The sequence below is a fragment of the Ferrovibrio sp. GW821-FHT12F09 genome, from assembly GCF_058806775.1.
The window spans coordinates 833,467-859,087 of sequence record NZ_JBXAPZ010000001.1 but is presented as its reverse complement, the minus strand read 5'-3'; the positions used below and the strand labels follow the sequence as shown (position 1 = coordinate 859,087).

Sequence of the window (25,621 nt, the reverse complement as noted above, 5' to 3'; positions counted from 1 at the left end):
TTCTTCCTTCCTCGGCGCCCTTAGGTCCTTCGGACTGTCCCTGACCTAGGCACCTGGCGGGACGGCGCCCATCGCCTCCCGCCCGGCCGGCACAACTGAATTCAGATCAGTCGCACACGGCAAACCGGCGCATCGAGTCCATCCCGATGGCGCCGACCACTCTCCGGCCTACGATGAAATGAAGACGCCCGCCCCGGCGGTCCGGGAGCGGGCGTGGTTCATCGTATCCGGAATACGGCTGCTGGCGATTCGCTTCGCGGCAGCGGCCATAATCGTTACTTGCGGAGACCCAGACGCTGGATCAGCGCGTCATAGCGCGGCGTATCCGTGCGCTTCAGGTAGTCGAGCAGGCTGCGACGCTTGCTCACCATCATCAGCAGGCCGCGGCGCGAATGCACGTCCTTCTTGTGGGTCTTGAAATGCTCAGAGAGGTTGTTGATGCGCTCGGTGAGCAGGGCCACCTGGACGTCCGGCGAACCGGTGTCGCCCTTCTTGGTGGCGAATTCCGAAACAACAGCGACTTTGCGCTCGGGGGTAATCGTCATGGTCTTAACTCCGCGACATCAAAGGTTGAACAAGCGCAACGGGCGAACCTCGTCGGCGAGACGTTCGGCGAGGCCGACGGGTTTGCCGTCTGCCATGGCCAGAAGTTCGCCTTCCGGCGGGAGTCCGGGGGCCGTGAGCGCGACCTTGATCGGCTGACCGTGTCTTAAACGGTCGGCCTGCGGGCCGGTCAGAACCAGGGCCGGGATGTCGTCCAGCGCGGTTTCGATCGGCAGCAGGTACGCGTGCGCGGCGTCCTTTTGGCACAGTTCCTCCAGTGAATCCAGCGAAAAGGCCGCCGTTTCCACATAGCGCCCGACCCGGGTGCGCCGCAGGGCCGTGATATGGCCGTAAGTCCCTAAATATAAAGCAAAATCCCGCCCCAGCGCCCGTACATAGGCCCCCTTGCCGCAATCGACCTCGAACACGGCATGGTCCGGATCCGGACAGTCGACTAGGCGCAACGCATCAATGCGGATCGGCCGGGCCGCCAGCTCCGGCAGCTCGCCCCCTGCCCTGGTCTGGGCGCGCGCCAGGTCGTAGCTGCGCTGGCCGTCGACCTTGATGGCGGAATAGGCCGGCGGGCGCTGCAGGATCTCGCCGGTGAAAGCCGGCAGCATGCTTAAGATGGCCGCGCGGTCGGGCCGGATATCGGAGCGTTCGGTGACGGCGCCCTCGGTATCGTCGGTGGCGGTGGCCTCGCCCCAGCGGACGGTGAAGCGGTAGGTCTTGCCGGCCCCCATCACCCAGTTCACGGTTTTGGTGGCTTCGCCCAAGGCGATCGGCAGCACGCCGCTGGCCAGCGGATCAAGCGTGCCGCCATGGCCGGCCTTGGCGGCATCGGTAAGGCGGCGGACTTTTGCCAGACACTGCGTCGAGGTGAGCCCGAGGGGCTTGTCGACGATCACCCAGCCATGGACCGGGCGGCCCCTCTTCTTCAAAGGACTGGCCTTTTCATTCGTTGTCCGGCTCTTTGGCCAGGTCAGCCTTCACGGCCGGCTGCTGCAACAGGCGGGTGACGCGGGCGGCCTCGTCGAAGCTGTGGTCGAGCTTGAAGGAGAATTGCGGCGCGACGCGCAGATTGATCTGCTTCACGGCCTCGGTGCGAATATAGGCGCTGGCGCGGTTCAGCCCGGCGATGATCTTGGGCGCATCGCTGCCGCCCAGCGGCATGACGAAAGCCGTGGCCGCCTTCAGGTCGGGACTGATGCGCACTTCGGTGACGGTGACGACGAGATCGGCCAGATCGGGATCGCGGAAATGGCCGTTGCGCAGCACCTCCGACAGGATATGCCGCAATTCTTCACCCACACGCAGCTGTCGCTGGCTGCGGCCGGCGCCCGAGTCTTCGCTGCTGCGTGCGCGGCTTTTGCCGCCGCCTTTGTGCTGCGCCATACCGGTTGCTCCCTGGAAGCGGACGCGCGGCTTACAGCTCGCGCGCCACGCTCTCGAGTTCGAAACACTCGATCATGTCGCCGACCTGGAGGTCGTTGTAATTCTCGAACGACATGCCGCAATCCATGCCCTGCTTGACCTCGCGCGCATCGTCCTTGAAGCGCTTGAGCGTCGAGAGCGCGCCTTCGTGGATGACCACGTTGTCGCGCAGCAGGCGGACCTTGGCGCCGCGCTTGACCAGGCCTTCGGTGACCATGCAGCCCGCGACCTTGCCGATCTTGGTGATGTTGAACACCTCGCGGATTTCGGCATAGCCCAGGAAACGCTCGCGGATGGTGGGGGCGAGCATGCCCGAGAGCAGGGCCTTCAGGTCGTCGATCAGGTTGTAGATGATCGAGTAGTAGCGGATATCGACGCCATCGCGCTCAGCCAGTTCGCGCGCCTGCTTGGAGGCACGCACGTTGAAGCCGATGATGGCGCCCTTCGAGGCCGCCGCCAGCGAAACGTCGGACTCGTTGATGCCGCCGATGGCGCCGTGCAGGAAGCGGACAACCACTTCCTCGGTGCCCAGTTTGTTGACGGCGGCCTGGATCGCTTCCAGCGAGCCCTGCACGTCGGTCTTGATGACGATCGGCAGTTCCTTGGCTTCGCCGGCCTGGATCTTGGAGAACATCTGCTCGAGCGAACCGCGCGCCGAAATGGCGGAGCGGGCTTCGCGCTGCTTGCGCTCGCGGAACTCGGCGACTTCACGGGCCCGGGCTTCGTTCTCGACGACGACGAACTCGTCGCCGGCTTCCGGATTGCCCTGCAGGCCCAGCACTTCGACCGGCACGGCCGGGCCGGCCGAGACGACATTCTTGCCGTGATCGTCGATCAGGGCGCGCACGCGGCCCCAAGCGCTGCCGGCGACGAAGACATCGCCGACATGCAGCGTGCCACGGGCGACCAGCACGGTGGCGACTGAACCGCGGCCGCGCTCCAGTTTGGCTTCCACCACCACGCCTTCGGCGCGGCGGTCCGGATTGGCCTTGAGATCGAGGATTTCAGCCTGCAGCAGGATGGCTTCTTCCAGCGTGTCGAGGCCCATCTTGGTCTTGGCCGACACTTCGATGGACTGCACTTCGCCGCCCATCTGCTCGACCACGATTTCGTGCTGCAACAGTTCCTGCCGCACCTTCTGCGGATTGGCCGCCGGCTTGTCGCATTTGTTGATCGCGATGACGATCGGCACGCCGGCCGCCCGCGCATGGTGAATGGCTTCCACGGTCTGCGGCATCACGCTGTCGTCGGCGGCAACCACCAGCACGACGATGTCGGTGACCTTGGCGCCGCGGGCGCGCATCTGCGTGAAGGCTTCATGGCCAGGCGTATCGAGGAAGGTGATCGCCTTGCCCGACTTCATATGCACCTGGTAGGCGCCGATATGCTGGGTGATGCCGCCGGCTTCGCCGCTGACCACATCGGTCTGGCGCAGCGCGTCGAGCAGTGAGGTCTTGCCGTGATCGACATGGCCCATGACGGTGACGACCGGCGAACGCGGCAGCATCACCGCATCCTCGTCCTTCTCGCCGCCGAGACCCAGTTCGATATCGGATTCCGCCACACGCTGCACGCGATGGCCGAACTCGCTGACGATCAGTTCGGCGGTATCGGCGTCGATGGTCTGGTTGATGGTCGCCATGACGCCCATCTTCATCAGCGCCTTGACGACGTCGACACCACGCTCGGCCATACGGTTGGCCAGCTCCTGCACCGTAATCGTTTCAGGAATGACGACGTCACGCAAAATCTTGAGCTGCTCCGCGGAACCCTGATTGTGGGCCCGTTTCTCGCGTTCAATACGACGACGGAAGGACGCAACCGAGCGCACGCGCTCGTTGTCGTCCAACGCCTTGGTGACACTCAGCTTGCCGGTGCGGCGCTCGGCGCCATCGCGGCCGGGACGCGGCGCGGGCTTGGCCGGGACGATCTTGGCGCCGCCGGGGCCGCTGCGGCGCTTGGCGCCGCCCTCGTCGTCATCCTCCATGGCCGCCGGGCGAACGCCGGTCGGTGCGACCGCGCCAGGCGCGGCCTCGGTGCCGGGAGTCTCGGGCGTGGCCAGACGGCGGGCAGCTTCGGCTTCGGCCTTCTTGCGGGCTTCTTCCTCCGCACGCTTGCGCGCATCCTCGTCGGCCTGGCGGCGCAGGGCCGCTTCGCGTTCGGCATGAATCTTGGACTGGTCGTCCATCCGGCGACGCATGTCCTCTTCGGCCACGCGACGCATCTCGGTGAAGCGGCTGCGCAGGTCGTCGTTGCGCGCGCGATTCTGCTTTTCTTCGTCCGACAGGGGCTTGAGCACCATGCCGGAGGTGCGGGTCGGCCGCGGCGGCGCATTGCGGTCGGGCCGCTCGGTGCGGGTGCCGGGGCGGACATCGCCGGTCGGCTGCGCCGTCATGCGCGGGCCGCTGCGCGGCTGCTGCTCGACGATACGGGCCGTCGGCGCCGGCGTGGTGCCGGCCGGAGCGGCAGCACGCGGCGGGGCCGGTGCGGCAGCCGGGGCCGGCTCGGCGGCAGCGCGCGTTGCTGCAACGGCTGCGGCTTCCTCGGCGGCCTTGGCCGCCTTGGCGGCGTCATGCTCGGCGAATTTCTCGGCCAGCGACGGCACGCTGACGCTGGGCGCGGCGGCCTTCGGTGCGGCAGATGCGGCGGCGGGCGCGGCAGCAGGCGTCGCGGCGGGCGCAGCGGCATCGGCCTTGCCGGCCGCGGCAGCACCCGGCGGCACGATGGTGCGCTTCTTGCGCACTTCCACCGTCACCGCCTTGGTGCGGCCGTGACTGAAGCTCTGGCGGACCTGTCCGGTCTCCACCGTCTTCTTCAGTTCCAGCCGCTTGGGCCGCGCCTTGTCCTTGTCCTGCTCGTTCACGTCGCTCATACAGTCCGCTTCCGCCTACCGCAAAAAATCAAACATTCCGCATCTTGCGATGCCCTTACTTATGGCGCTGCCGCCCGCCTGCCAGCCCCCGCCCACGGTTTGGTGCAGCATCGGATGCCACACCCAACCGGACGAGCAGCGCCAGATCGGCCGCCGCGCGCAACCCGAGCGGCGTGCGCATCAGCGCCAGCCGCCCGAAGCCGAGGCCGGTCGCATCGGCGGACACCCTGTCCCCCTCTGCGGCCGCATCGGCCACCACCAGCCCGGCACGCCGGGCCTTCATTACCTGGGCAGCGCCATGCGCCATCCAGGCCTCCAGGCTGCGTGCCGGCAGATCGGCCGGCACCTGCAGCTTGCGTTTGGCGGCACGGGCAAACAGGCCCTTTGCCGCCGCCTGAGCCACCGCATCCGCCGCCGGCGCAAGCCACAGCCCGCGCCCGCCCAGCCGATGTGCCGGATCCGGCACTACCACGCCCGCCATATCGATGGCGAAACGCAGCAACCGGTCTTCGTCCGCGCGCAGGCCGGTCAGCAGACAACGGCGTTGCGGCATGGTCGAAAACCGTCCTTCAACTCCGGACGGCAGGCTTACGCCTGGCCGTCCGCATTCTCCTCGCCGGCGAACCAATGCTGGCGCGCCGCCATGATGATGGCATTGGCATCGTCGTTCGACATGCCTTCGCCAACGATTTCCTGCAGCTCGTCGCCGGCCAGATCGCCGAGGTCGTCGAGCGTCTTCACGCCCTTCTCGCCCAGCGCCACCAGCATCGGCGGGGTCAGGCCCTCGACTGCGGCAACCTCGTCGCTGACGCCAAGCGCCTTGCGCTTCTCTTCCAGCTCGGTGTTGCGCTTCTCGACATATTCGAAGGCGCGCTCATGCAGCTCGCCGGCGATATCGCCATCGAAGCCCTCGATCTCGGCCAGCTCTTCCACCGGCAGATAGGCGAGTTCCTCGACCTTGGTGAAGCCTTCGGTGACCAGCAACTGGGCCAGGGTCTCGTCGACATCCAGGGCGTCGATGAACAGCTGGCTGCGCTCGCGGAATTCCTTCTGGCGGCGCTCGGACTCTTCTTCCTCGGTGAGGATGTCGATGTCGTAGCCGGTCAGCTGCGAAGCCAGGCGCACATTCTGGCCACGGCGGCCAATCGCCAGCGACAGCTGGTCGGTCGGCACGACCACTTCCACCGAATTGGCTTCCTCGTCCAGCACCACCTTGGCCACTTCGGCCGGGGCCAGCGCATTGACGATGAAGGTGGCCGGATCGGGCGACCACTTGATGATGTCGATCTTCTCGCCCTGCAGTTCGTTCACCACGGCCTGCACGCGGCTGCCGCGCATACCGACGCAGGCGCCGACCGGATCGATCGAGGTGTCGTTGGAGAGCACGGCGATCTTGGCGCGGCTGCCCGGATCGCGCGCCACAGCACGAATCTCGATGATGCCGTCATAGACTTCCGGCACTTCCTGGGCGAACAGCTTGGCCATCAGCTGCGGATGGGTGCGCGAGAGGAAAATCTGCGGGCCGCGCGGCTCGCGGCGCACATCGTAGATATAGGCGCGGGCGCGATCGCCCTGACGGAAGGTCTCGCGCGGCAGCAGCTCGTCGCGACGCAGGATCGCTTCGGCGCGGCCCAGGTCGATGGTGACGTTGCCGTATTCCACGCGCTTGACCAGACCGTTCACGATCTCGCCGATGCGGTCCTTGTATTCGTTGTACTGGCGCTCGCGCTCGGCTTCGCGCACCTTCTGCACGATCACCTGCTTGGCGGTCTGCGCGGCGATACGGCCGAAATCGATCGGCGGCAGCGGCTCGGCAATCACATCGCCCACCTGGGCGTCAGGATTGCGGCGCTGCGCCTCGATGATGCCGATCTCGATGGCGTCGTTCTCGATCTTCTCGACCACCTGCAGATGACGCTCCAGGCGAATCTCGCCCGACTTGCGGTCGATCTCGGCGTGAATGTCGTTCTCCAGGCCGTAACGCGAGCGCGCCGCCTTCTGGATTGCGTCTTCCATCGCCATCAGCACGACATCGCGCTCGATCGCCTTCTCGCGGGCCACAGCATCGGCCACCTGCAGCAGCTCGATGCGGTTGAAACTGGTCACCGTTTCCATCGTTCCTGTTCCTTGAACTCGTTACCTAGTCACGGACTGTCGTTGGCAATCACCGGACGACCCGCCAGCGAAGCGGCGATCAGGTCGTCGGTGACAATCAGTTTGGCGCTGCTGATGTCGGAGACCGGCAGACGCGCTTCGTCGCCCTTCTCCTCATCCTTCAGCAGCACGGTATCGCCGGTCAGGCCGCCGATGCGGCCCTGGAAGCGCTTGCGGCCATCCAGCGGACGGCCCAGCTCCACCTTGGCGGCGAACCCCTTGAAGCGTTCATAATCGGCCGGCTTGGTCAGCGGCCGGTCGAGACCGGGCGATGACACTTCCAAGCGATAGGCGTCGCTGATCGGGTCTTCCACATCCAGCACGGCGCTGACCGCCCGGCTCACCTCGGCGCAGTCATCCACGGTGATGCCGCCGTCATGGGGGGCGCCGCCGGTGTCGCGCTCGAACATGATCTGCAGCACCGGGCGCTGGCTGCCGAGCAGGCGCACACGCACCAGCTGGAAGCCCATCGCCGTCAGCGTGGGTGCAATCAGGTCTGCAATACGGGTCGCCGCGTCCATGCGTGCGCTGGGTCCTTAAAAACGTCGAAGTCTGTTTCTGCCGAGGTCTGATCGCCGGTCGGGGCCGACAAGTGCCGGCAGAAACCCGTAGAAACGAAAAATGGGCCGGCTGGCCCATGTCCCTTCCCGATCCGACCATGGACCAGGCCAGCGATGTCGGAGGCTGTTATAGCGGCAAATTCCACCAATGCAAGGCTTTTCGCCCCCTCGGTCATCCCGTCGGGGGCGGTTCGGCAGGGTCGGTTTTTCCCGGTCCGCGCGGCCCCACCCGACGGGCCGCCAGAGCCGAAAAATACCCCAGCAGCAGCCAGAACAGGAGATAGAGGCCCAGCACCTTCCAGACCCCAAGGTCTGGGCTGGCCGATCCGGCCAACTCGCCATAGCCGGGGGTGGCCGGCGGGCCACTGCCACCGGCGCTGCTGAAGCCGCCAGCCAGTGGCGGCAAGGCCAGCAGCACCAGGGCGGCGATCCGGCCGCTGAACCAGTGCCCACCGGGGCTGTACAGGAGCCAAAGGCCGCCTGCACCTGACGCCAGGGCGAGCAGCCAGAAAAGCAGGCGGTCGGCCGGAATCCGGCCTGGCGGCAGGTCGGGCAGCGCCAGCCAGGGCGCCAGCACGAAGGCGGTGAAGCCGGCAGCCCCCCAGAGCAGGCCGTCGCGGACCCGTACGAACCCGGACAGATCGGCCCGGGCCTGGGCCGCCCGATGCAGGAAAACCAGCTGCAGCAGCAGCCCGCCGGCGATGCCGAGCCAGACATGATGGATCAGCAGGGCTTCATTGGACGGCAGCTGGCCGGCGACGACCGGGCCCAGATTCACCCGGGCAATCATCAGGGCCAGGGCGGCGCCAAGGCCGGCCAGTACCGTCGCGAATACCAGACGCAACCGCATGAGCGCCTCCCGGGCTGTCTCTACGGCGGAGGTTCAGGTCCGTCGCAGACGATAATAGTGCGGCACCCGCCCGGCGGCGATGGCCTTCTGCTCATATTTGCTCGGCGGCCAGTCATCCGGCCGCCGCAGCCAGTCGGCACGGGCCTCCGCCTGCCAGTCGAACCGCGGCTCGGCCAGGATATGGCGCAGCATCCAGCGCTGGTAATCGGGCACGTCGGTGGCGACCCGCAGTTCGCCGCCCGGCGGGATCAGCCGCGACCAGTCAGCGAGCGTGTCGGCATTGACGATGCGGCGCCACTGATGGCGCTTCTTCGGCCAAGGATCGGGAAACAGGGTGAAGCCGCGCGCCACGCTGTTGTCGGGCAAGGCCTTCAGCAGCAGGCGCGCATCGTCGGTGAGAATGCGGATGTTGTCGCGGCTGTCGCCGCCGTCATGGCGCTCGGCAATGCGCATGACCAGCTTGGCCACGCCATGCTCGTAGGGCTCGATGCCGATGAAGCCGACATCGGGATGCTGCTGCGACAGCGCGAACAGATGCCCGCCATCGCCGAAACCGATCTCGACCCAGTAGGCTTTTTTTGGTGTGGCGAACAGCGAGGCCGGATCGAGCAGAATGCCAGGCGCCGGCAGCGCGATCGACACGCGCGGCAGCCAGTCGCCAAAACGGTTTTCGCGGGTGGGGGAAAGTTTGCGGCCGCGCCGACGTCCGAAAATCAGACGTCTTGGCGCGGCCGCGGACTCGTCGTCAGACACGTATTAGCGGATGTTGAAGGCCGACTTCAGGTCCTTGACCAGATCGGTCTTCTCCCAGGAGAAGCCGCCGTCCTTTTCCGGCTTGCGGCCGAAATGGCCGTAAGCGGCAGTGCGGGCGTAGATCGGGCGATTGAGCTGCAGATGCTCGCGGATGCCGCGCGGGCTCAGCTTCACCAGTTCCTGCAGGATCTTGGAGATCTTGTTCTCGTCGGCCTTGCCGGTGCCGTAGGTGTCGACATAGACCGACAGCGGATAGGCAACGCCGATGGCGTAGGACAGCTGGATCAGGCACTTGTCGGCCAGGCCGGCGGCGACCACGTTCTTCGCCAGGTAGCGCGAGACATAGGCGGCCGAACGGTCGACCTTGGTCGGATCCTTGCCCGAGAAGGCGCCGCCGCCATGCGGGGCCGCGCCGCCGTAAGTGTCGACGATGATCTTGCGGCCGGTGAGGCCGCAATCGCCGTCCGGACCGCCGATGACGAAACGACCGGTCGGATTGACGTAGAGATGCTCGTCATCGCACATCCAGCCCTTCGGCATGACCTTCTGCACGTAAGGCTTCACGATGCGCTTGATGTCGCCGCTTTCCAGAACGCGGCCCTTCTTGTCCTTCAGCGCATGCTGAGTCGAGACGACGATGGCGGTGGCGCCGGTCGGCTTGCCGTTCTTGTAAAGCAGCGTGACCTGGCTCTTGGCGTCGGGGCCAAGCAGCGGCTCCTTGCCACTGTGGCGCACGTCGGCCAGCACCTTCAGGATATTCTGCGACAGCTGCAGCGGCGCCGGCATCAGTTCCGGCGTCTCGTTGGTGGCATAGCCGAACATGATGCCCTGGTCGCCGGCACCTTCGTCCTTGTTGCCGGCGGCATCGACGCCGACGGCGATGTCAGCCGACTGGCCATGCAGCAGCACTTCGATCTTGGCGGTCTTCCAGTGGAAGCCCTTCTGCTCGTAACCGATCTTCTTGATGGTGGCGCGCGCCACCTCTTCGATCTTCTTCTTGTTCACCGCGCCCGACTTCGACACCAGGCTCTTCGGGCCGCGCACTTCACCGGCGATGACCACGCGGTTGGTGGTGGCCAGCGTTTCGCAGGCGACGCGGGCATAGGGATCTTCCTTCAGGAAAAGATCCAGCACACCGTCCGAGATCTGGTCGCAGACCTTGTCGGGATGGCCTTCAGACACCGATTCACTGGTGAACAGATAGGAAGAACGCGCCACGTGTTATCTCCTCAAGCAGCCGCGCCAACCGGCCCCAGGCTTTTTTAAACCCCGCCCCCGCACCGGCGTTTGGCGCACGCCGGAATTGGGAAAACGGGAAAAGTCCGGTTATTTCGCAGAGCCTGACGCGGGGGTCAAGCGGAATGGCGTGACCGAACTGGGGTTAAGCCCGGTTCCACAGCGCCGGCCGGTGAGTCTTCGCCGTCCGTCTCTTCGGTTCCGTTGCCCATGGCCCAGACCAGATCGATGATCTTGCGGCGCAGGCCGGTCTGGCGCAGGCCGTTGAAAGCGCGCAGCAGTTCGACATCGTCACGGCTGAACGACGCCGCCGGGCTGTTGGACGGCACGGCCGATTCCACCATCTGGCCATCGCGGTTGGCAATCTGCGCCTCGTCCAGGCCCTCGAAGAAATAGGCAGCCGGCACGCCGAGGATGATGGCGAACTGGAACAGACGGCTGGCGCCGATACGGTTGGCGCCTTTTTCGTATTTCTGGATTTGCTGGAAGGTCAGGCCGACCATCTGGCCGAGCTTGTCCTGACTCATGCCGATCATGGTACGGCGTAATTTCAATCGATTGCCGACATGAATGTCGACGGAGTTCTTCGTCACTGGGCACCCTCACGCAACGCATAATCAAAAACGAAGGGCCGATTAAAGTCCCTCGTCGTTGCTGCGGTCAACGCTTTGCACTGCGACGAAGCGCCACAAAGCGCCAGATAAGGAATAATAGCGAAAAAGCGAGCAAAGGTACATCACCGATACGCGCGTAAGGCGGAGAACCCTCCAGGGCTTTTGGTAAACGGCCGTCAACCACGCCGATGGCATCCAGCCCCAGGCTGGCGGTGATTCGCCCATAAGGGTCAATAATGGCGCTGATGCCGTTGTTGGCGGCCCGCACCAGGGGCAAGCCCTGCTCGATGGCGCGGAAACGGGCAGCGTTCAGGTGCTGCCAGGGCCCTGACGAACGACCGAACCAGCTGTCGTTGGTAACGTTTAGCAACAGGCCGGGCCGCGGCCCGCCACTGCCATCCGATATCTCATCGGGGAAAATCGCCTCGTAGCACACCAGCACGCGGGCCGCCGGCAGGCCGGGAATGGTCAGTGCTGCCGCCGATTCGCCGGGCGAGAAATCAACGCTGCCCGCCGCCAGGGCGTCGAGGCCGAGCGGCTTCAGGATTCTGCGGAACGGCAGGTATTCGCCGAACGGCACCAGATGCAGCTTGTCGTAGACGCCAGCCAGCGTACCGGTGGCATCCAGCACGAAGACGCTGTTGAACAGCACCAGCTGCTGCTTCGCATCGAACATCCGGCGCGGTGCGCCGGTGATCAGGGCACCGCCTTTCGCCGGCAGCAGCCTGGCCAGGCCCTCGCGCAGGCGCGGTTCTTCGTCCAGCAGATACGGCAGAGCGGTTTCCGGCCAGATGATATGGGTGGGCGGAATCTCCGCTGCCTGCAGGCTGAGCGTGGCATGCTCCTGCAGATGCTGCTGGCGCAGATCGTCGCGCCATTTCACCGTCTGCGGCACGCTGGGCTGCACCAGACGCAACTGTACGTCGGGCACGGTGTCGACGGCTGCCGTCGGCAGGCGCAGACTGCCCAGCCCCATCAGCAACACGAAGCCGGCCGGCAGCAACAATGTCGCCAATCGCACCCGCTGCGACAGGCCGGGCAACAGGAAGAGCGCGAGGCCGGCGGCCGCCAGCATGGTGATCAGCCCCAGCCCCTGCACACCGATGAAGGCGGCCAGCTGCATGGTGGCCGGCCAGTCGCCCCAGATGGTACCCACCACGTTCCAGGGAAAGCCGGTCAGCACATGGCCGCGCAGGTATTCGCCGATCAGCCAGCCGAAGGGCGCCAGCAGGAACCGCCAGGCCGCGCTGGCGCCGGCAACCTGCAGCGCCAGCCACAGGCCGGCAGCGGGGAACACGGCCAGCAGCAACGGCAGGCCCAGCACCGGCAGCGGCAGCAGCAACGCGTATTTGTCGGCATCGACAAAGAAGGCGATGCCGATCCAGTACAGCCCGGCGACGAAATAGCCATAGGCGAAAGCGAAACCGGTGAAAAAGGCGCGCCAGCGCAGCGTGGCGGTCTGCAGGTGCAGCAGCCCGATGAAGGCGATAAATGCAAGCGGCCAGAGCGACAGCGGCGCCTGCGCACCGGCCAAAGCCACGCCCAGCAGCAGGGCGAGGCCATAGCGGCGCCAGCCGGCCAGATTCGCCAGCACGGTCATCACAGCGGTCAGTCGGCTCATGTCAGGCGTCAGGCCGCATCGGCGCTGGTTTCCTGCGTCTGTACGCGGATGCGCACACGCTTCACCCGGCGCGGATCGGCATCCAGCACCTCGAAGGCAAGGCCGGCGGGATGTTCGATCAGTTCGCCGCGCAGCGGCACCCGCCCGAGATGCGAAACGATCAGGCCGCCGACAGTATCGACTTCCTCGTCTTCTTCCGGATCCTGCAGGGCGCGGCCGATCTTTTCTTCCAGATCTTCGATCGGGCAGCGGCCGACCGCCTCTAGCACGCCGTCGGCGCGCTGGATCAGCATGGCGCCGGCGCTTTCATCATGCTCGTCGTCGATCTCGCCGACGATCTGCTCGACCAGATCCTCGATGGTGACCAGGCCGTCCACACCGCCATATTCATCGACGATGATGGCCATATGCACGCGGCTGTCGCGCATCTCGCGCAGCAGTTCCAGCACCGACTTCGATGGCGGCACCACCAGAAGCTTGCGCATGATCTTGTCGATGGCGAAGCCGCTGCGGCCAGCCAGATAAGGCAGCACATCCTTGACATGGATCATGCCGATCACGTCGTCGAGCGAGCCGCGATAGACCGGCAGACGCGAATGCTCGGCATCCACCAGCATCTTCACCAGCTTCTCGAACTCGATTTCGGTGGAGACTGCGATGATGTCGGTACGCGGCACGCGGATTTCACCAACCCGCAGCTCGCCCACTTCCAGCACGTTGCGCAGCAGGGCGCGCTCGGCGGTTTCTTCCGGCGTGGCACTGTCGTCGGCATGCTCTTCCAGCAGCTCTTCGATGCTCTCGCGCAGGGATTCGTCGCTGCGTCCGCGCAGCAGCGACAGCAGGCGGCGCCAGAATGTCGTGCCGCCATTGCCGTTTTCGCGGGCCTCGCTCATGACGCGCGCCTCTGCTTTGCGGTCGTCTTCGTGGTCTTCTGTTTCGCCCGGACAGGCGCAGACTTTGCTTTCACAACACTCTTCTTCTTTGTAACGGTCTTCTTCCTGGTCACGATCTTCTTCTTGGTGACGGCCCTGGCGGGCCGGATCGTATAGGGATCGGCAATGCCCATACCGGCCAGGATCACGGTCTCCAGCGGCTCCATCGCCTCGGCCTGGTCGTCATCCATATGATCGTAGCCGAGCAGATGCAGCACCCCATGCACGGTCAGATGCGCCACATGGTCGGCCAGGGTTTTCTTCTGCGCTTTCGCTTCACGCTTGCAGGTGGCCAGACCCAGTGCGACATCGCCCAGATAGGCAGGCGGTCGTGCCGGATCGACGGCGTTTTCCGCCGGGAAGGACAGCACGTTGGTCGGCTTGTCCTTGGCGCGCCAGCCGGCATTCAGCTTGCGCATCTCGGCATCGTCGGTAAGCAGGATGCTCAGGCCGGTGGCGGCTTTGGCCGGCAGTTCGCTTTTCAGGGCGGCCTGCACCGCCTTGCGAACCGCCGCAGCCGGGTTGGGCAAATCCTTGCGCCAGCCGGCCGCGGCAATGCGGATGTCGATCTCTATACTCGGGCCTTCAGGCATGGTGGCGGATCAGCGTCTCGGTCTGGGCGTCGCCAGGTCGAGCTGCTGCTCCTTCTGGGCATAGGCGCGCACGATCTTGGTGACCAGCGGATGGCGCACCACATCGGCCTCGCCGAACTTCACGAACGAGATGCCATCGACGCCATCGAGAATATCCAGCGCATGACGCAGGCCCGACGGCACGCCGATCGGCAGATCGATCTGCGACAGATCGCCGGTCACCGCCAGACGCGAATTCTCGCCAAGCCGCGTGAGCAGCATCTTCATCTGCACCGGCGAGGTGTTCTGCGCTTCGTCCAGGATGACGAAGGCGTTGGCCAGGGTACGGCCGCGCATGAAGGCGAGCGGCGCCACTTCGACCTCGCCACTTTCCAGGCCCTTGGCCACGCGTTCGGCCGGCAGCATGTCGTAGAGCGCGTCGTAGAGCGGACGCAGATACGGATCGATCTTGTCGCGCATGTCGCCCGGCAGGAAGCCGAGGCGCTCGCCGGCTTCAACAGCGGGGCGCGACAGGATGATACGGTCGACACGGCCTTCCAGCAGCATCGACACCGCCATGGCGACGGCGAGATAGGTTTTTCCGGTGCCGGCCGGGCCGAGGCCGAAGACCAGTTCGTTACTCTGCAGTGCGTCGAAATACAGTTTCTGCGTATGGGAGCGCGGAATGATGATGCGCTTCTTGGTGCGCACCGCACCGTCCGGGATCGGCCGGTCATCCCGAATCAATTCGGCCTTGTCACGCAGCTTCGCCGTCACTGGAGCGTTCATCGGACCCCCTTGCGTCATGCGGATTGCACCATCGACATCACCCATCTCGACTTCGGTGCCGTTTTCGAGACGGCGGTAGAGATCGGTGAGAATTTTGCGCGCCTGGACCTGCGCCTCGGCCGGACCGGTGATCATCAGCCGGTTGCCGCGCGACGCCACCGCCACGCCCAGCCGCTCTTCGATGCGGGCGAGATGACGATCATGCTCGCCGAACAGCAGGGCGAGAAGGCGATTGTCCTCGAAATCCAGAATGATCGGATCGGCTGCCGTTTTATCCGCGCCGCGTGCATCGCTCACAGGCTTTGGCCTCGTTGCTGCGTCCAATCGATCCTCATGCTGCTGCCAGACGGGCGAGCTGCCCATCCACGGAACTGCCATGGCCGGCGGTAATGGTCACTGCGGCGCGGTCGCCGATTTGCAGCGACGCATCGTTGACGATCACCGACTGCATGTAAGGCGAGCGGCCGAGCACCTGGCCGGGACGACGTCCGGCGCGGTCGAAGACCACATCCAGCGTCCGCCCCACCGTGCCGGCATTGAAGGCCAGCGACTGCTCGCGCAGCAGATCCTGCAGGGCCTGCAACCGCGCGCTGCTTGCCGCATCGCTCACCTGATTGGGCAGCAGGCTGCCCGGCGTGCCGGGGCGGGCGGAATACTTGAACGAATAGGCAGCGGCATAGCGTGCCTGGCGCACCAGATCGAGCGTCGCCGCGAAATCCTTGTCGGTCTCGCCGGGGAAGCCGGTGATGAAATCGCCGCTGAGCGCCAGATCGGGACGCGCGGCATAGAGCTTTTCCACCACGCGCAGATAGTCTGCCGCGCGATGCTGACGATTCATGGCTTTCAGCACGGCATCCGAACCGGCCTGCACCGGCAGATGCAGGAAGGGCATCAGCATCGGCAGGTCGCGATGGGCAGCGATCAGGTCGTCGCTCATCTCCAGCGGATGCGATGTGGTGTAGCGCCAGCGGATCTGCGGATACTGCGCATTGACCCGCTCGTGCAGCGCCGCCAGCAGGCGGGCCAGCGACCAGGTCGCGCCATCAGAACCTTCGCCATGCCAGGCATTCACATTCTGGCCGAGCAATGCGATCTCGTGCACGCCGGTGGCGGCGATTCTCAGGGCTTCCGCGATGATGGCATCCGCCGGACGGGAATATTCGGCGCCGCGCGTATAGGGCACGACACAGAAGGTGCAGAATTTGTCGCAGCCTTCCTGCACGGCCAGATAGCCGACCGGCCCGGGGGCCGCAGAAATCTCGTTGGGAAGATGATCGAATTTCGATTCGACCGGGAAGGCGGTCTCCATCAGGCCCAGTCCCGCTTTATGGGGGCCGCCGCTGTGCCTGACGCTGGCGCGCTCGGCTTTCGCCAGCAGCTCGGGCAGCTTGTGATAGGCCTGGCTGCCGACCACGAGGTCGACGAAGGGCGCGCGCTGGTTGATCTGCTCGCCCTCGGCCTGGGCGACGCAGCCGGCGACCGCGATGGTCACGTCGCCACCCTGCTTCTGGGCCTCCGCCTTGCGGATCCGCCAGTGGCCAAGCTCGGAGAACACCTTCTCGGCGGCCTTTTCGCGGATATGGCAGGTATTGAGGATGACCATGTCGGCATCCTCGGGATCGTCGGTCTTGGCGTATCCGAGCGGGGCCAGCACGTCCGCCATGCGGGCGGAGTCGTAGACGTTCATCTGGCAGCCGTAGGTCTTGATGAACAGCTTTTTGGCCAAGTCCGGGTTTCAGCGGGGCGGGCCTTCAACCTGACGACGCCCCAGACGCTCCTTAAGAATTCGTTGCCGACAACCCACGCTACCACCCCGGGGGGCAAAAACCAAGGACAACAGCAGCCGATCAGGGGCAGCGTCACAGATTCTTCACAAGAGAATCAAGGGGTTAATATAATCACCGTGCACCTCGCCCGGGCCGGGCAGCATCGGGCCCGGCCAGATAACACCCCGATTCGCGCCTGCCAGGCTCCCCCGGCGCTCCCGGGCCTTCGTTCGGCTTCGTTCGGCTTCGTTTGGCTTCGTTTACGTTCGTTTGGCTTCGTTTACGTTCGTTCGGCTTCGTTTGCGTTCGTTTGGCTTCGCCGGCACTCGCCGGCTTTCGCCAAAGGCGGGGAAACGAGACCGAATCTGCCTGTTGCCTGGAGGGCAATCAGAACTAAATGGGAACATATAAAAGAATATCAAGGGCAGGCTGGGGCCGATGGCTGGCTGGCTTGCGGCGGATTGCCCGGCGCGGCTGGCTGGCTGGTCGAAACCGGTTTTCACCGGCCCCTGAAGATATGACGTTCTAGCCCGCCATTTTTTTTACCGCCGACCGCCGACGCCACCACAGCACGATGCCGGTGACCGAGAGCAGCGCCGTTATCAGCCCCGCGGCAGAAATGACGATGCGCCCCGGCAAACCGGCGATCCAGCCGCTGTGCAGAGGAAACTGCAGCCTCAGGAAAACATCGCCGGCCGTGCCCTGCCAGGGCACTTCCGCCGCGAGCAATCGTCCGTCCATCGCATCGAAATACAGAAACGGCCGGTTGGGTCCGGCGCCGTAATCCGACTGGCCGGGGAAGAAGTGGACCGAATAGATCCCGTAGGCCGAATTGTAGGATATCCCGCCCGGACGATCCGACCAGCCGCGCCGGTCGGCCTCGGCATTGGCGGAGATAGAGATCGCGGTAAAGCCCAGTCCCGCCGGCGTCTGACTGCCGGCCGGCCGGGCCTGGCGCAGATCGTAGGGCGACGGGGTCAGGCTGCTGAAGACCGAGACAACGGGCCGGAACACCTCGCGGTTCAGGTTGAAGTAGATGCTGGTGAACGCCAGCATCATCAGCACCGGCCAGAACCACAGGCCACCGGCCCGATGCAGATCGAGATAGCGGCGGCGCCGGCTCGCATCGGGTTTGATTATCCAGGCGACGCGCCAGTGCTGCAGCAGTGGTCGTGCCCGCGGCAGGGTCAGCGCTGCACCGACGATGCTGTCGAACAGCCAGACCAGTGCGATCCCACCCATCAGCCAGGCGCCCCAGCGACCCGGCAGATGCAACCGGTAATGCAGTTCGTAAAGAAAGCCGACCACATGGCGCCGGTCGATGCCCCCACCGAAACGCTGACGCCGCTCAAGGATCGTGCCGGTGGCGGGATCGACGAAAATCTGGTCATAGCCCAGCACGAAGGGCCGGCCGGTCTGCGGATCGGAGCGCGGGCGCAGGGACAGGCGCGCCGTTTCGCCCGGCCGCACATTCAGCGGCACATACCGCACCATGGCGCGCGGCTCCGCCGCCTCGACGCGGGCGACCAGATCGTCGAGCGGCAGCGGCGGTCCGACCGCCTGGACATGAAAGATGTCGGCATTGAGCCAGGCATCCAGCTCGAAATGAAACGCGATCACCGCACCGGTCAGGCCGGCGACGAACAGGAATCCCGCCGTCGCCAGGCCTGCGATGCGGTGGACCAACAGCCAGAATGGCCGCGTCGCCGCCCTTTGCAGGGCAGCTATCACCAGCGGTAACGGACCGCGGCAATCACCGTGCGGCCGATGCCGTAGTTACAGCTCGTCAGCGAGCCGCAGGAGAAGTTCTCCTTGTCGAACAGATTGGCGGCGTTCAGCGAGACGCGGAAATTCTGCCAGTCGTAATGCACAGCGGCATCGAACAGCGTATAGGCCGGCACATCGAAACTGTTGGTTGATGTGCCATAGGTGGTGCCGATGTAACGGGCGCCGGCACCGAAGCCGAGACCAGCCAGATCGCCGCTGCGCAGCGTATAGTCGGCCCAGAGCGATGCCATGTATTCCGGCACGCGGGCCGGCCGCTTTCCCAGATCGGTACCGTTGCTCTTGGTCACCTCTACATCGGTGTAGCTGAAGGCAGACAGCAGATCGAGCTCACGGCTGATGCTGGCCTTGCCCTCCAGCTCCAGGCCGCGCGACGTCACTTCGCCGGTCTGGATGCTGAAGGTGGGATGGGCAGGGTCGCTCGTCGTCACATTCTGCCGGCGCAGGTCGAAGGCCGAGAAGGTGACGAAACTGTCGTAGCCTTTCGGCTGATATTTGACACCGATTTCCTGTTGCTGGCCGGTTTCGGGCACGAAGGCCTTGCCGGAGAAGTCTGTACCGGACACCGGTTCGAAGGATTCGGCATAAGAGACATAGGGCGCCAGGCCCATGTCAAAGAGATACATCAGGCCAGCGCGACCGGTGAGCGCGCGGTCGTCCTGCATGGTTTTGAAGCCGGTGAAGCGATTCTTCGTATCGCTGACGGCGCGATCCTGGCGTCCGCCGGCGACGAGGATCCAGTTGTCATATCTGATCTGGTCCTGCGCATAGAGGCCGTATTGCGCGATCGTCTGGTCGGAACCACTGCCAAAGGCCGGCACGCTCACGGCCCTGCCATAGCTCGGCGCAAAGATATTGAGCAGTCCGCCACCACCGGTCGAGTTGCCGGTCATCACATCGAGCGAAACATGCTGATAGTCGAAGCCGGCGATGGCCGTGTGCTTGACCGGGCCGGTATCGAACTTGGCTTCGGCCTGCTGATCGGCAGTAAAGACGCGCCCCGCGGCCAGCCGTCGTTGCACGTTGCGGTTATAAAAGCGCGGATCGGCCTGCTGGGCGCCAAGGAAGATCGTCTTGGAATCATAGTCGTGATCGCTGTAGCGCAGCGTCTGGCGGAGCGTCCAGGTATTGTCGATGCCATGCTCGGTCAGCGCGCTGAAGGATGTCTTGTTCATCAGCGTGGAATCGAAGTCCGGCTCACCCACGAAGCGGTTGATCGGTATCCTGCCATTCGGGCTCGACAGAACGGTGCCCACCGCCGGCATACCGTAAATGTAGAGCGAGTCATCACGCTGATGATCCATCAGCAGCGTCACTGATGTATCGGCGCCGGGACGGAAGGTCAGACCGCCGGCCAGGAAGATGCGATCATCCCGCACATAATCCACCTGCGTGTCCGTGTCGCGGCCAAGCGCGACGAAACGGTAGGACAGTTTCTCGCTCGCTGCGCCGCCGATATCGGCGGCGATCTGTTTGCGGTCGAAGCTGCCGCCCTGCACTTCCACTTCGTTGATCGGCCGGTCGGTCGGCCGCTTGGTCACCATGTTGACCAGGCCACCTGGCGAATTCTGGCCATAGAGAATGGAGGCCGGACCCTTGATGACCTCGACGCGCTCCATGTTGTAGGGCTCCGGCGCATGGAAGCCGAGGAAAGCCTGCGGCAGTTCGCGCGTTCCATCACGATAGAGGTAGCCGGCAAACTGCGTGAAGCCGCGCAGCTGGATGCCGTCATGCTGCATCTGCAGGCCACCGGCTTCAGCGCGGACGCCGGCGGTATAGCGTAGCGTTTCGCCGATCTGGCGTGGCTTCTGCTCGTCCATCTGCTCGCGTGTGATCACCGAAATGGACTGGGGCGTTTCCAGCAGCGGCGTATCGGTCTTGGTGCCCGTGGCGCTGCGCGTTGCGACATAGCCGTCGACAGGCCCCCAAGCGGTTTCACTGCGCTGCCGGCCTTCGACCGCCAGTGTGGGCAGCACCGCGGCGTTACTGCCCTGGGCCGGCAGTTCGACCAGTGTCACCGTATTTGCGCCGGTGACACGGTAGGTGAGGCCGGTGCCGGTCAGCAGGCGGGCCAGCGCATCAGCGGGGCTGAAGGTGCCGCGCAGAACACTCGAGGTCTTGCCCTGGGCCAGCGCTGCCGGATAGCCGAGCTGCCAGCCGGAGTTACGGGCAAAACCATCCAGCGCCGCGGTCAGCGGCTGGGCCGGAATGTCGAACTGCTGCTGGACTGGCTGACCCTGCGCAACTGGGGTCTGGGCCTGCAGGGGCAGATTGCCCGCCATGCCGAAAACCAACGCCGTTCCCAGCAAAAGCGCGTTGCGCCAAGAATACCTGTGCATTCAACTTCCCCAATGCCTGTTCTTTCAGCAAATGCGACGCATTTGCGACCCTTAAGCCCTGACGCATGGGGCAGCGTCAACCGGAAGCGTTTTTTGAAAAAATCAGCGGGAGAGGATGAACAGCCGGCCGCCATAGACGGCAACCTGCGCCCCTGTGGCCGCGGCAAGAGCCGCCACCACGGCCGGTGGGTCGTCGAGCCGGTAGCTGCCCGAGACATGGAGGCCGGCCAGATCGGCGCCGCGTACCCAGATCATGCCCGGCCAGTAGCGGTCGAGTTCGTCCAGCACCTCGCCCAGCGGTCGGTTGGCGAAAACCAGGCGGTTCTCGGTCCAAGCGAAAGCCTCCGGCGCGATGGCCATGGCATTCATGCCGCCACCCTGCCCCAGAACGGCCGCCTCCCCAGCCGTCAGCGTGGCCAATGAACGGCTGGCCCGCGCCACCGCCACGCGGCCATGATGTACGGCGACCGTGACGTCACGCGCAGCATCCAGGCTGTAGGCCGTGCCGAGCGCCTGGGCCGCCACATCGTCACGCTGCAGCCGGAAGGGCCTGGCCGCATCGGGCTGCACCTCGGCAAAGACGCGGCCGCGCAGCACCGTGACCTTGCGCTGCTGCGCACTGTAATCCACTGCGACTGCCGCACCGGCATCGAGCAGCAGTTGCGACCCGTCGGCCAGGGTCACGCGCTGCGGCAGCCCGGCTTTCGCCACATGGTCAGCGGCGAAATCGACATCCAGCCCGCTGATATGCGCAGCCCCCCACAGCCCTACCAGCACTGCAGCTGCCGCCGCCATGCGGCGCGCCAGCATGGGAACGCGGACCTTGGGTTTTTCCGCGCCCACCGCAAACAGCGCCGCCGTCAAATCGGCATCGGTCCACAGGGCTTCGACGCGGGCATAGGCCGCCGCATGGGCCGGATCGGCATCATGCCAGAGGAGAAACGCCGCGCGGATTTCTGCATCGGCGTCGCCGCGCAGGGTCGCGAACCAGTCGGCGGCCTGCTGCTCGGGATGGGCAGTCGGATCAAGGGACATATCGATAAGACGCGCGAGGCCGGTCAAAGCGGAAGTCCTATCCGTAGCCGCCATCGGCGGCGAGACAATGTTTCAGCGCCAGCGCCAGGTCCTTGGCGATGGTACGTTCGGTGACACCGAATTTCCGCGCGATCTGCGTCTGGGTCAGCCCATGGATCCGGTGCAGCACAAGCACCTGGCGGGCGCGCTCAGGCAGGCAGGCCAGTGCAGCCTGGAAGCGGCGAACGCGATCGCGGTCCAGGACCTGCGTCTCCGGTGACGGCTCGGTTGCCGGCACGGCGGCGACCGCCGCATCGAGTCCGTCGCTGCCGGCGGGATGCACCCGTGTGCGCACCTTCTGCCGCCGCAGATGATCGAGCGCCAGGTTGCGAGCGGTCTGATAGAGGAAAGCCTGCGGATGCTGCACCTCGCCGGCCTCGGCAGCAGCAGCGGCCTTGATATAGGCATCCTGCGCCAGGTCTTCGGCCGCGTGACGGTCACCGACCAGTCGCGACAGCCAGCGCACCAGCGGACCCCGCTGGGCGGAGAACAGCGCCGCGAAGTGATGTCGTGCCGCGGCAGATGCGGTCTCGTCGGCCAAGCGGCTCCCCCGGTGAATGCGGGGAGTTTATTTTAGTTGAGAATTATTCGCAATAGTGATGGGGGATTCAGTCTTCGGCCGCAATGTCCTGCGGCTTCGGCGCCGGCAGTTTCTGCGGCGGCGTGCGCGGACCTGGGATTTCGCGGCCGGCATTGATGTCGCTGAGGCCTTCGGCCACGCGCTGGTGGCACCAGGCGGCAAGGCCCTTGCGCGAGTTGAACTGGTCCATGGTGACGGCCGTGTGGAATTCCACCACCGCCTCGCTCGGGCCGGCCTTGAGGAAGCGCCACAGATGCGGCACCAGATCCTCGTCGCCGACCCAGGCAAACAGCCGCATCCAGCGGCGGCCGACCGGCATGTGATTGAGCTTGGCATAGCCGAGGCTGACCGGCTGCACGGTCAGATGGCGGCCATGCACCGGTGCTTCCGCCATGGCGAAGAAGGCCGACTTGAAGGTGAGGATGCGCAGGCCGTCGGACGAGGTGCCTTCGGGGAACAGGATCAGGCTGTCGCCCTGCTGCAGGCGCTCGACCATTTCATCGCGATGCTCGGCGGTGCGCGACCGGCGCTCGCGTTCGACAAACACCGTGCGCTGCAGCCGCGCCAGCGTGCCGAAGAACGGCCACTCGTTCACCTCCTGCTTGGCGATGAAACTCACATCCGGCATCGCCGCCGACAGCACCACGATATCGAGCCAGGAGATATGATTGCACGCGAACAGCGTCGGCCGCGTGGCCGACGGCTGGCCGACGCGCCGCACCTTCACCCGCAGCAGCCAGGCCACCGAGCGGTGATAGAAATACGGTAGGCTGCGCATCAACGGACTGTTGAGACGAATCAGCAGAATCTGGACGGGGATCAGCAGCACCGTCCAGGCAAGAAAGACGGTGAGCGTCACAAGTGCGCGCATGGCCATGGCTGCGGAAGGGCTGGGACTCAGCCCTTCTTCTTGTCCTTGTCATCGAGCGGCACGCCAAAGAGCTCCAGCCGGTGATCGACCAGCTTGTAGCCCAGGCGCGCGGCGATCTTGTCCTGCAGCGCCTCGAGCTCGGGATCGTTGAACTCGATGATCTTGCCCGACCGCGTGTCGATCAGATGATCGTGGTGCGACTCCGGCATCTCTTCGTAGCGCGCACGCCCGTCGCCGAGATCGAGACGGCTGAGGATGCCGTTCTCCTCGAACATGCGCACGGTGCGATAGACCGTGGCGATCGAGATGCGCGGATCCACCGCCACCGAGCGGCGATGCAGCTCTTCCACATCGGGGTGATCGTGCGAGGAACTGAGGACCCGGGCGATCACACGCCGCTGGTCGGTCATCCGCATGCCAAGTTGTTCGCAAAGTTGTTCGAGGCGGCTGCTCATACGCCGAACGCCCTTTTTATTGGTGAATGATCCCTGCCCCAGCAGTTTAGCACGGCCGCGCCAGCGATGAAACGCGCGGCGCGACTCGGCCGGGGGCCATATTTCCCGTGAGGCGCCGTCTTAACGGCGATGGCGGCCCTTGCCAAGCCCGATCTTCTTGGCCAGCACCTGGCGATGCAGCGCATAATTGGGGGCCACCATCGGGTAATCGGCCGGCAGGCCCCAGCGTTCGCGATACTGCTCCGGCGTCATCTTGTAATGGCTCATCAGATGGCGTTTGAGCATCTTCAGCTTCTTGCCGTCTTCCAGGCAGATGATGAAATCCGGCGTCACCGATTTCTTCACCGGCACGGCGGGTTGCGAGCGCTCCGCAGTCGCAGCACCGGCCGGCGTCGGCGTTTGCGCCATGGTGCCATCGAGACCGGCCAGGGTGGCGTGGACCTGGCGGATCAGGGCCGGCAGTTCGGCGGTGTCGATGCGGTTCTGTGCAACATGCGCCGCGACGATCTGGGCGGTCAGCGTCAGCAACTGTAACCGCTCGGCGGACTGCGGCATTGGCTCAAACTCCATGAACAGATCAAGTAAAACGTCGTGACAATGCTTAAACTAGGGAGCGATTCTGCCTAAATCCAGTGCGTTCTTGGCAAAAATCAAAGTGTCACAGCAATATTCCTGCAACTTGTACTTTAGTCCTGCCCCAGCAGCCGCTGCATGACGATGGCATCGCGCGGGCCGGCCGCGGTCTGGTAATAGGCGGCGCGGCGGCCGACCTCGGCGAAGCCGGCCGCCAGATACAGGCCGCGCGCGGGCTTGTTGTCGGAGGCGACCTCAAGGAAACAGCGCGCAACACCCTGCGCGCCAAGCCGGGCAAAGCCGGCCTGCAGCAGCCGGCGCGCCACATTCAGGCGCCGCAGCCGCGGCGTCACCGCGAGCGTTATGACCTCGGCTTCGTCGGCAGCCTGGCGCAGCAGCAGGAAACCCACCGGCTGCGTGCCATTCAGGGCGACCAGGCAGAGCGCGCCCGGCATATCGAGCAGGTTACGCAGGCTGTCGGCAGTCCAGCCGCCCTCGGCGAAGGCTTCGGCATGCAGCGCGGCCAGCACGGCAGCCGCTTCGCCGCCGCAGGATTCGACGCCGACCGCCAGTTCGGCGCGCGGCTGCGGCGCTTTCGGCAGGGCCGCATCCGGCGGACGGATATAGAGCGGCGCCGGTGACGCGTCGGGCCGCGGCATCGCGCGGGCCAGCCTGGCTACCAGCACCGGATCGGGATCGGGATCGGCATCCGATATCGTCAGGTCGGCGCGGCCGGCGGCGTCTTTCAGCAGCACCGCACCACTGCCGACCAGCATGAACGCGCCCGGCGGAATCGCGGCGGCCGCGTCTTTGAGCGGCAGCAGCAGCGGTTCGGTGACCGTCGTGCCGTCTGCTGCGAAAACCTGCAGATAGACTTCGTCGCGGCGCGCATCGATCGCCGCAACCGTGCCCTGCCCGGGCCGGGCCGCCGCGGCAGCCAGTGCCTGCGTGGTGGTCACGCCCCAGACCGGTTTGCCGAGCGCAAGCCCGAGGCCGCGCGCGGTGGCCAGCGTGGTACGGATGCCGGTGAACGAGCCGGGCCCGATGGTGGCGGCAATGCCGTCCAACTGGCCGAGTTCGATCCCGGCTTCCAGCCGTGCCTGCTCGATCAGCGCCAGCAGCCGTTCGGCATGACCCTTGCCGCCGGCCGAAACCACGCGCGCCAGGGCGCGATCCCCATCGGTGATGGCGACCGAGCAGGCGTTCAGCGCGGTATCGAGGGCCAGCAGCTTCACGGGTTCGCCGGCC

The 25,621-nt window shown here is 65.4% G+C and carries 23 protein-coding genes and 1 pseudogene; all 24 read right to left on the bottom strand.

The window, feature by feature from the left end; genetic code table 11:
* Positions 1–275: 275 nt before the first annotated feature.
* Positions 276–545 carry a 30S ribosomal protein S15 gene (rpsO, locus tag AC1ROB_RS04480; RefSeq protein ID WP_492973510.1) on the bottom strand — a complete coding sequence of 90 codons (270 nt, stop codon included), beginning with the start codon at positions 543–545 and terminating at the stop codon, positions 276–278.
* 18 nt (positions 546–563) lie between these two features.
* Positions 564–1,484 (bottom strand): tRNA pseudouridine(55) synthase TruB, encoded by a 921-nt coding sequence (gene truB / locus AC1ROB_RS04475; RefSeq protein ID WP_492973511.1) that lies wholly within the window; start codon positions 1,482–1,484, stop codon positions 564–566.
* A gap of 13 nt (positions 1,485–1,497) precedes the next feature.
* Positions 1,498–1,938, bottom strand: coding sequence for a 30S ribosome-binding factor RbfA (gene rbfA / locus AC1ROB_RS04470; RefSeq protein WP_492973512.1), 441 nt, complete (start codon positions 1,936–1,938; stop codon positions 1,498–1,500).
* A 31-nt stretch (positions 1,939–1,969) separates the two neighbouring features.
* Positions 1,970–4,849, bottom strand: coding sequence for a translation initiation factor IF-2 (gene infB / locus AC1ROB_RS04465; protein ID WP_492973513.1), 2,880 nt, complete (start codon positions 4,847–4,849; stop codon positions 1,970–1,972).
* Positions 4,850–4,904: 55 nt separating this feature from the next.
* On the bottom strand, positions 4,905–5,402 hold the full coding sequence (locus AC1ROB_RS04460; protein WP_492973514.1) for a DUF448 domain-containing protein: 498 nt from the start codon (positions 5,400–5,402) through the stop codon (positions 4,905–4,907).
* A gap of 35 nt (positions 5,403–5,437) precedes the next feature.
* Positions 5,438–6,964, bottom strand: coding sequence for a transcription termination factor NusA (nusA, locus tag AC1ROB_RS04455; RefSeq protein WP_492973515.1), 1,527 nt, complete (start codon positions 6,962–6,964; stop codon positions 5,438–5,440).
* 29 nt (positions 6,965–6,993) lie between these two features.
* Positions 6,994–7,524 carry a ribosome maturation factor RimP gene (gene rimP, locus AC1ROB_RS04450; protein WP_492973516.1) on the bottom strand — a complete coding sequence of 177 codons (531 nt, stop codon included), beginning with the start codon at positions 7,522–7,524 and terminating at the stop codon, positions 6,994–6,996.
* Positions 7,525–7,735: 211 nt separating this feature from the next.
* Complete coding sequence (locus tag AC1ROB_RS04445) at positions 7,736–8,413, bottom strand: CbtA family protein (RefSeq protein WP_492973517.1); 678 nt, start codon at positions 8,411–8,413, stop codon at positions 7,736–7,738.
* A 33-nt stretch (positions 8,414–8,446) separates the two neighbouring features.
* On the bottom strand, positions 8,447–9,055 hold the full coding sequence (gene trmB / locus AC1ROB_RS04440; protein WP_492973518.1) for a tRNA (guanosine(46)-N7)-methyltransferase TrmB: 609 nt from the start codon (positions 9,053–9,055) through the stop codon (positions 8,447–8,449).
* Between the two features lie 114 nt (positions 9,056–9,169).
* A complete protein-coding gene (gene metK, locus AC1ROB_RS04435; RefSeq protein WP_492973519.1) occupies positions 9,170–10,384 on the bottom strand; it encodes a methionine adenosyltransferase in 1,215 nt (404 codons plus the stop codon).
* Positions 10,385–10,518: 134 nt separating this feature from the next.
* Complete coding sequence (locus tag AC1ROB_RS04430; protein WP_492973520.1) at positions 10,519–10,995, bottom strand: helix-turn-helix domain-containing protein; 477 nt, start codon at positions 10,993–10,995, stop codon at positions 10,519–10,521.
* A gap of 67 nt (positions 10,996–11,062) precedes the next feature.
* Positions 11,063–12,637, bottom strand: a complete 1,575-nt coding sequence (lnt, locus tag AC1ROB_RS04425; RefSeq protein ID WP_492973521.1) for an apolipoprotein N-acyltransferase — start codon at positions 12,635–12,637, stop codon at positions 11,063–11,065.
* A gap of 8 nt (positions 12,638–12,645) precedes the next feature.
* Complete coding sequence (locus tag AC1ROB_RS04420) at positions 12,646–13,530, bottom strand: hemolysin family protein (RefSeq protein ID WP_492973522.1); 885 nt, start codon at positions 13,528–13,530, stop codon at positions 12,646–12,648.
* 152 nt (positions 13,531–13,682) lie between these two features.
* Positions 13,683–14,162 (bottom strand): annotated as a pseudogene (gene ybeY, locus AC1ROB_RS04415) (rRNA maturation RNase YbeY); the annotation flags it as partial.
* Positions 14,163–14,171: 9 nt separating this feature from the next.
* On the bottom strand, positions 14,172–15,227 hold the full coding sequence (locus AC1ROB_RS04410) for a PhoH family protein (RefSeq protein WP_492973523.1): 1,056 nt from the start codon (positions 15,225–15,227) through the stop codon (positions 14,172–14,174).
* Positions 15,228–15,261: 34 nt separating this feature from the next.
* On the bottom strand, positions 15,262–16,656 hold the full coding sequence (gene miaB / locus AC1ROB_RS04405) for a tRNA (N6-isopentenyl adenosine(37)-C2)-methylthiotransferase MiaB (RefSeq protein ID WP_492973524.1): 1,395 nt from the start codon (positions 16,654–16,656) through the stop codon (positions 15,262–15,264).
* Positions 16,657–17,221: 565 nt separating this feature from the next.
* Positions 17,222–18,382: a PepSY-associated TM helix domain-containing protein gene (locus AC1ROB_RS04400; protein ID WP_492973525.1), complete on the bottom strand. Its 1,161-nt coding sequence runs from the start codon at positions 18,380–18,382 to the stop codon at positions 17,222–17,224.
* 41 nt (positions 18,383–18,423) lie between these two features.
* The gene (locus tag AC1ROB_RS04395; protein WP_492973526.1) at positions 18,424–20,763 is read right to left on the bottom strand and encodes a TonB-dependent siderophore receptor; all 2,340 of its coding nucleotides are present in this window, start codon (positions 20,761–20,763) and stop codon (positions 18,424–18,426) included.
* Positions 20,764–20,922: 159 nt separating this feature from the next.
* Entirely contained in the window at positions 20,923–21,855 is a 933-nt protein-coding gene (locus tag AC1ROB_RS04390; RefSeq protein ID WP_492973527.1) for a FecR family protein, read from the bottom strand.
* Between the two features lie 37 nt (positions 21,856–21,892).
* Positions 21,893–22,435: an RNA polymerase sigma factor gene (locus AC1ROB_RS04385; RefSeq protein ID WP_492973528.1), complete on the bottom strand. Its 543-nt coding sequence runs from the start codon at positions 22,433–22,435 to the stop codon at positions 21,893–21,895.
* A gap of 67 nt (positions 22,436–22,502) precedes the next feature.
* Positions 22,503–23,345 (bottom strand): lysophospholipid acyltransferase family protein, encoded by an 843-nt coding sequence (locus AC1ROB_RS04380; protein WP_492973529.1) that lies wholly within the window; start codon positions 23,343–23,345, stop codon positions 22,503–22,505.
* 26 nt (positions 23,346–23,371) lie between these two features.
* Positions 23,372–23,800: a Fur family transcriptional regulator gene (locus AC1ROB_RS04375; protein WP_492973530.1), complete on the bottom strand. Its 429-nt coding sequence runs from the start codon at positions 23,798–23,800 to the stop codon at positions 23,372–23,374.
* 120 nt (positions 23,801–23,920) lie between these two features.
* Positions 23,921–24,355 (bottom strand): Ros/MucR family transcriptional regulator, encoded by a 435-nt coding sequence (locus AC1ROB_RS04370; RefSeq protein WP_492973531.1) that lies wholly within the window; start codon positions 24,353–24,355, stop codon positions 23,921–23,923.
* 131 nt (positions 24,356–24,486) lie between these two features.
* Positions 24,487–25,608: a tRNA (adenosine(37)-N6)-threonylcarbamoyltransferase complex dimerization subunit type 1 TsaB gene (gene tsaB, locus AC1ROB_RS04365; RefSeq protein ID WP_492973532.1), complete on the bottom strand. Its 1,122-nt coding sequence runs from the start codon at positions 25,606–25,608 to the stop codon at positions 24,487–24,489.
* Between the last annotated feature and the right edge of the window lie 13 nt (positions 25,609–25,621).

What these genes read in the sequence shown, in the direction of transcription:
- rpsO (WP_492973510.1), bottom strand. Translation starts at nt 545, where the DNA reads ATGACGATTACCCCCGAGCGCAAAGTCGCTGTTGTTTCGGAATTCGCC.
- rbfA (WP_492973512.1), bottom strand. Translation starts at nt 1,938, where the DNA reads ATGGCGCAGCACAAAGGCGGCGGCAAAAGCCGCGCACGCAGCAGCGAA.
- infB (WP_492973513.1), bottom strand. Translation starts at nt 4,849, where the DNA reads ATGAGCGACGTGAACGAGCAGGACAAGGACAAGGCGCGGCCCAAGCGG.
- AC1ROB_RS04460 (WP_492973514.1), bottom strand. Translation starts at nt 5,402, where the DNA reads ATGCCGCAACGCCGTTGTCTGCTGACCGGCCTGCGCGCGGACGAAGAC.
- nusA (WP_492973515.1), bottom strand. Translation starts at nt 6,964, where the DNA reads ATGGAAACGGTGACCAGTTTCAACCGCATCGAGCTGCTGCAGGTGGCC.
- rimP (WP_492973516.1), bottom strand. Translation starts at nt 7,524, where the DNA reads ATGGACGCGGCGACCCGTATTGCAGACCTGATTGCACCCACGCTGACG.
- AC1ROB_RS04445 (WP_492973517.1), bottom strand. Translation starts at nt 8,413, where the DNA reads ATGCGGTTGCGTCTGGTATTCGCGACGGTACTGGCCGGCCTTGGCGCC.
- lnt (WP_492973521.1), bottom strand. Translation starts at nt 12,637, where the DNA reads ATGAGCCGACTGACCGCTGTGATGACCGTGCTGGCGAATCTGGCCGGC.
- AC1ROB_RS04420 (WP_492973522.1), bottom strand. Translation starts at nt 13,530, where the DNA reads ATGAGCGAGGCCCGCGAAAACGGCAATGGCGGCACGACATTCTGGCGC.
- AC1ROB_RS04395 (WP_492973526.1), bottom strand. Translation starts at nt 20,763, where the DNA reads ATGGCGGGCAATCTGCCCCTGCAGGCCCAGACCCCAGTTGCGCAGGGT.
- AC1ROB_RS04390 (WP_492973527.1), bottom strand. Translation starts at nt 21,855, where the DNA reads ATGTCCCTTGATCCGACTGCCCATCCCGAGCAGCAGGCCGCCGACTGG.
- AC1ROB_RS04380 (WP_492973529.1), bottom strand. Translation starts at nt 23,345, where the DNA reads ATGCGCGCACTTGTGACGCTCACCGTCTTTCTTGCCTGGACGGTGCTG.
- AC1ROB_RS04375 (WP_492973530.1), bottom strand. Translation starts at nt 23,800, where the DNA reads ATGAGCAGCCGCCTCGAACAACTTTGCGAACAACTTGGCATGCGGATG.
- AC1ROB_RS04370 (WP_492973531.1), bottom strand. Translation starts at nt 24,355, where the DNA reads ATGCCGCAGTCCGCCGAGCGGTTACAGTTGCTGACGCTGACCGCCCAG.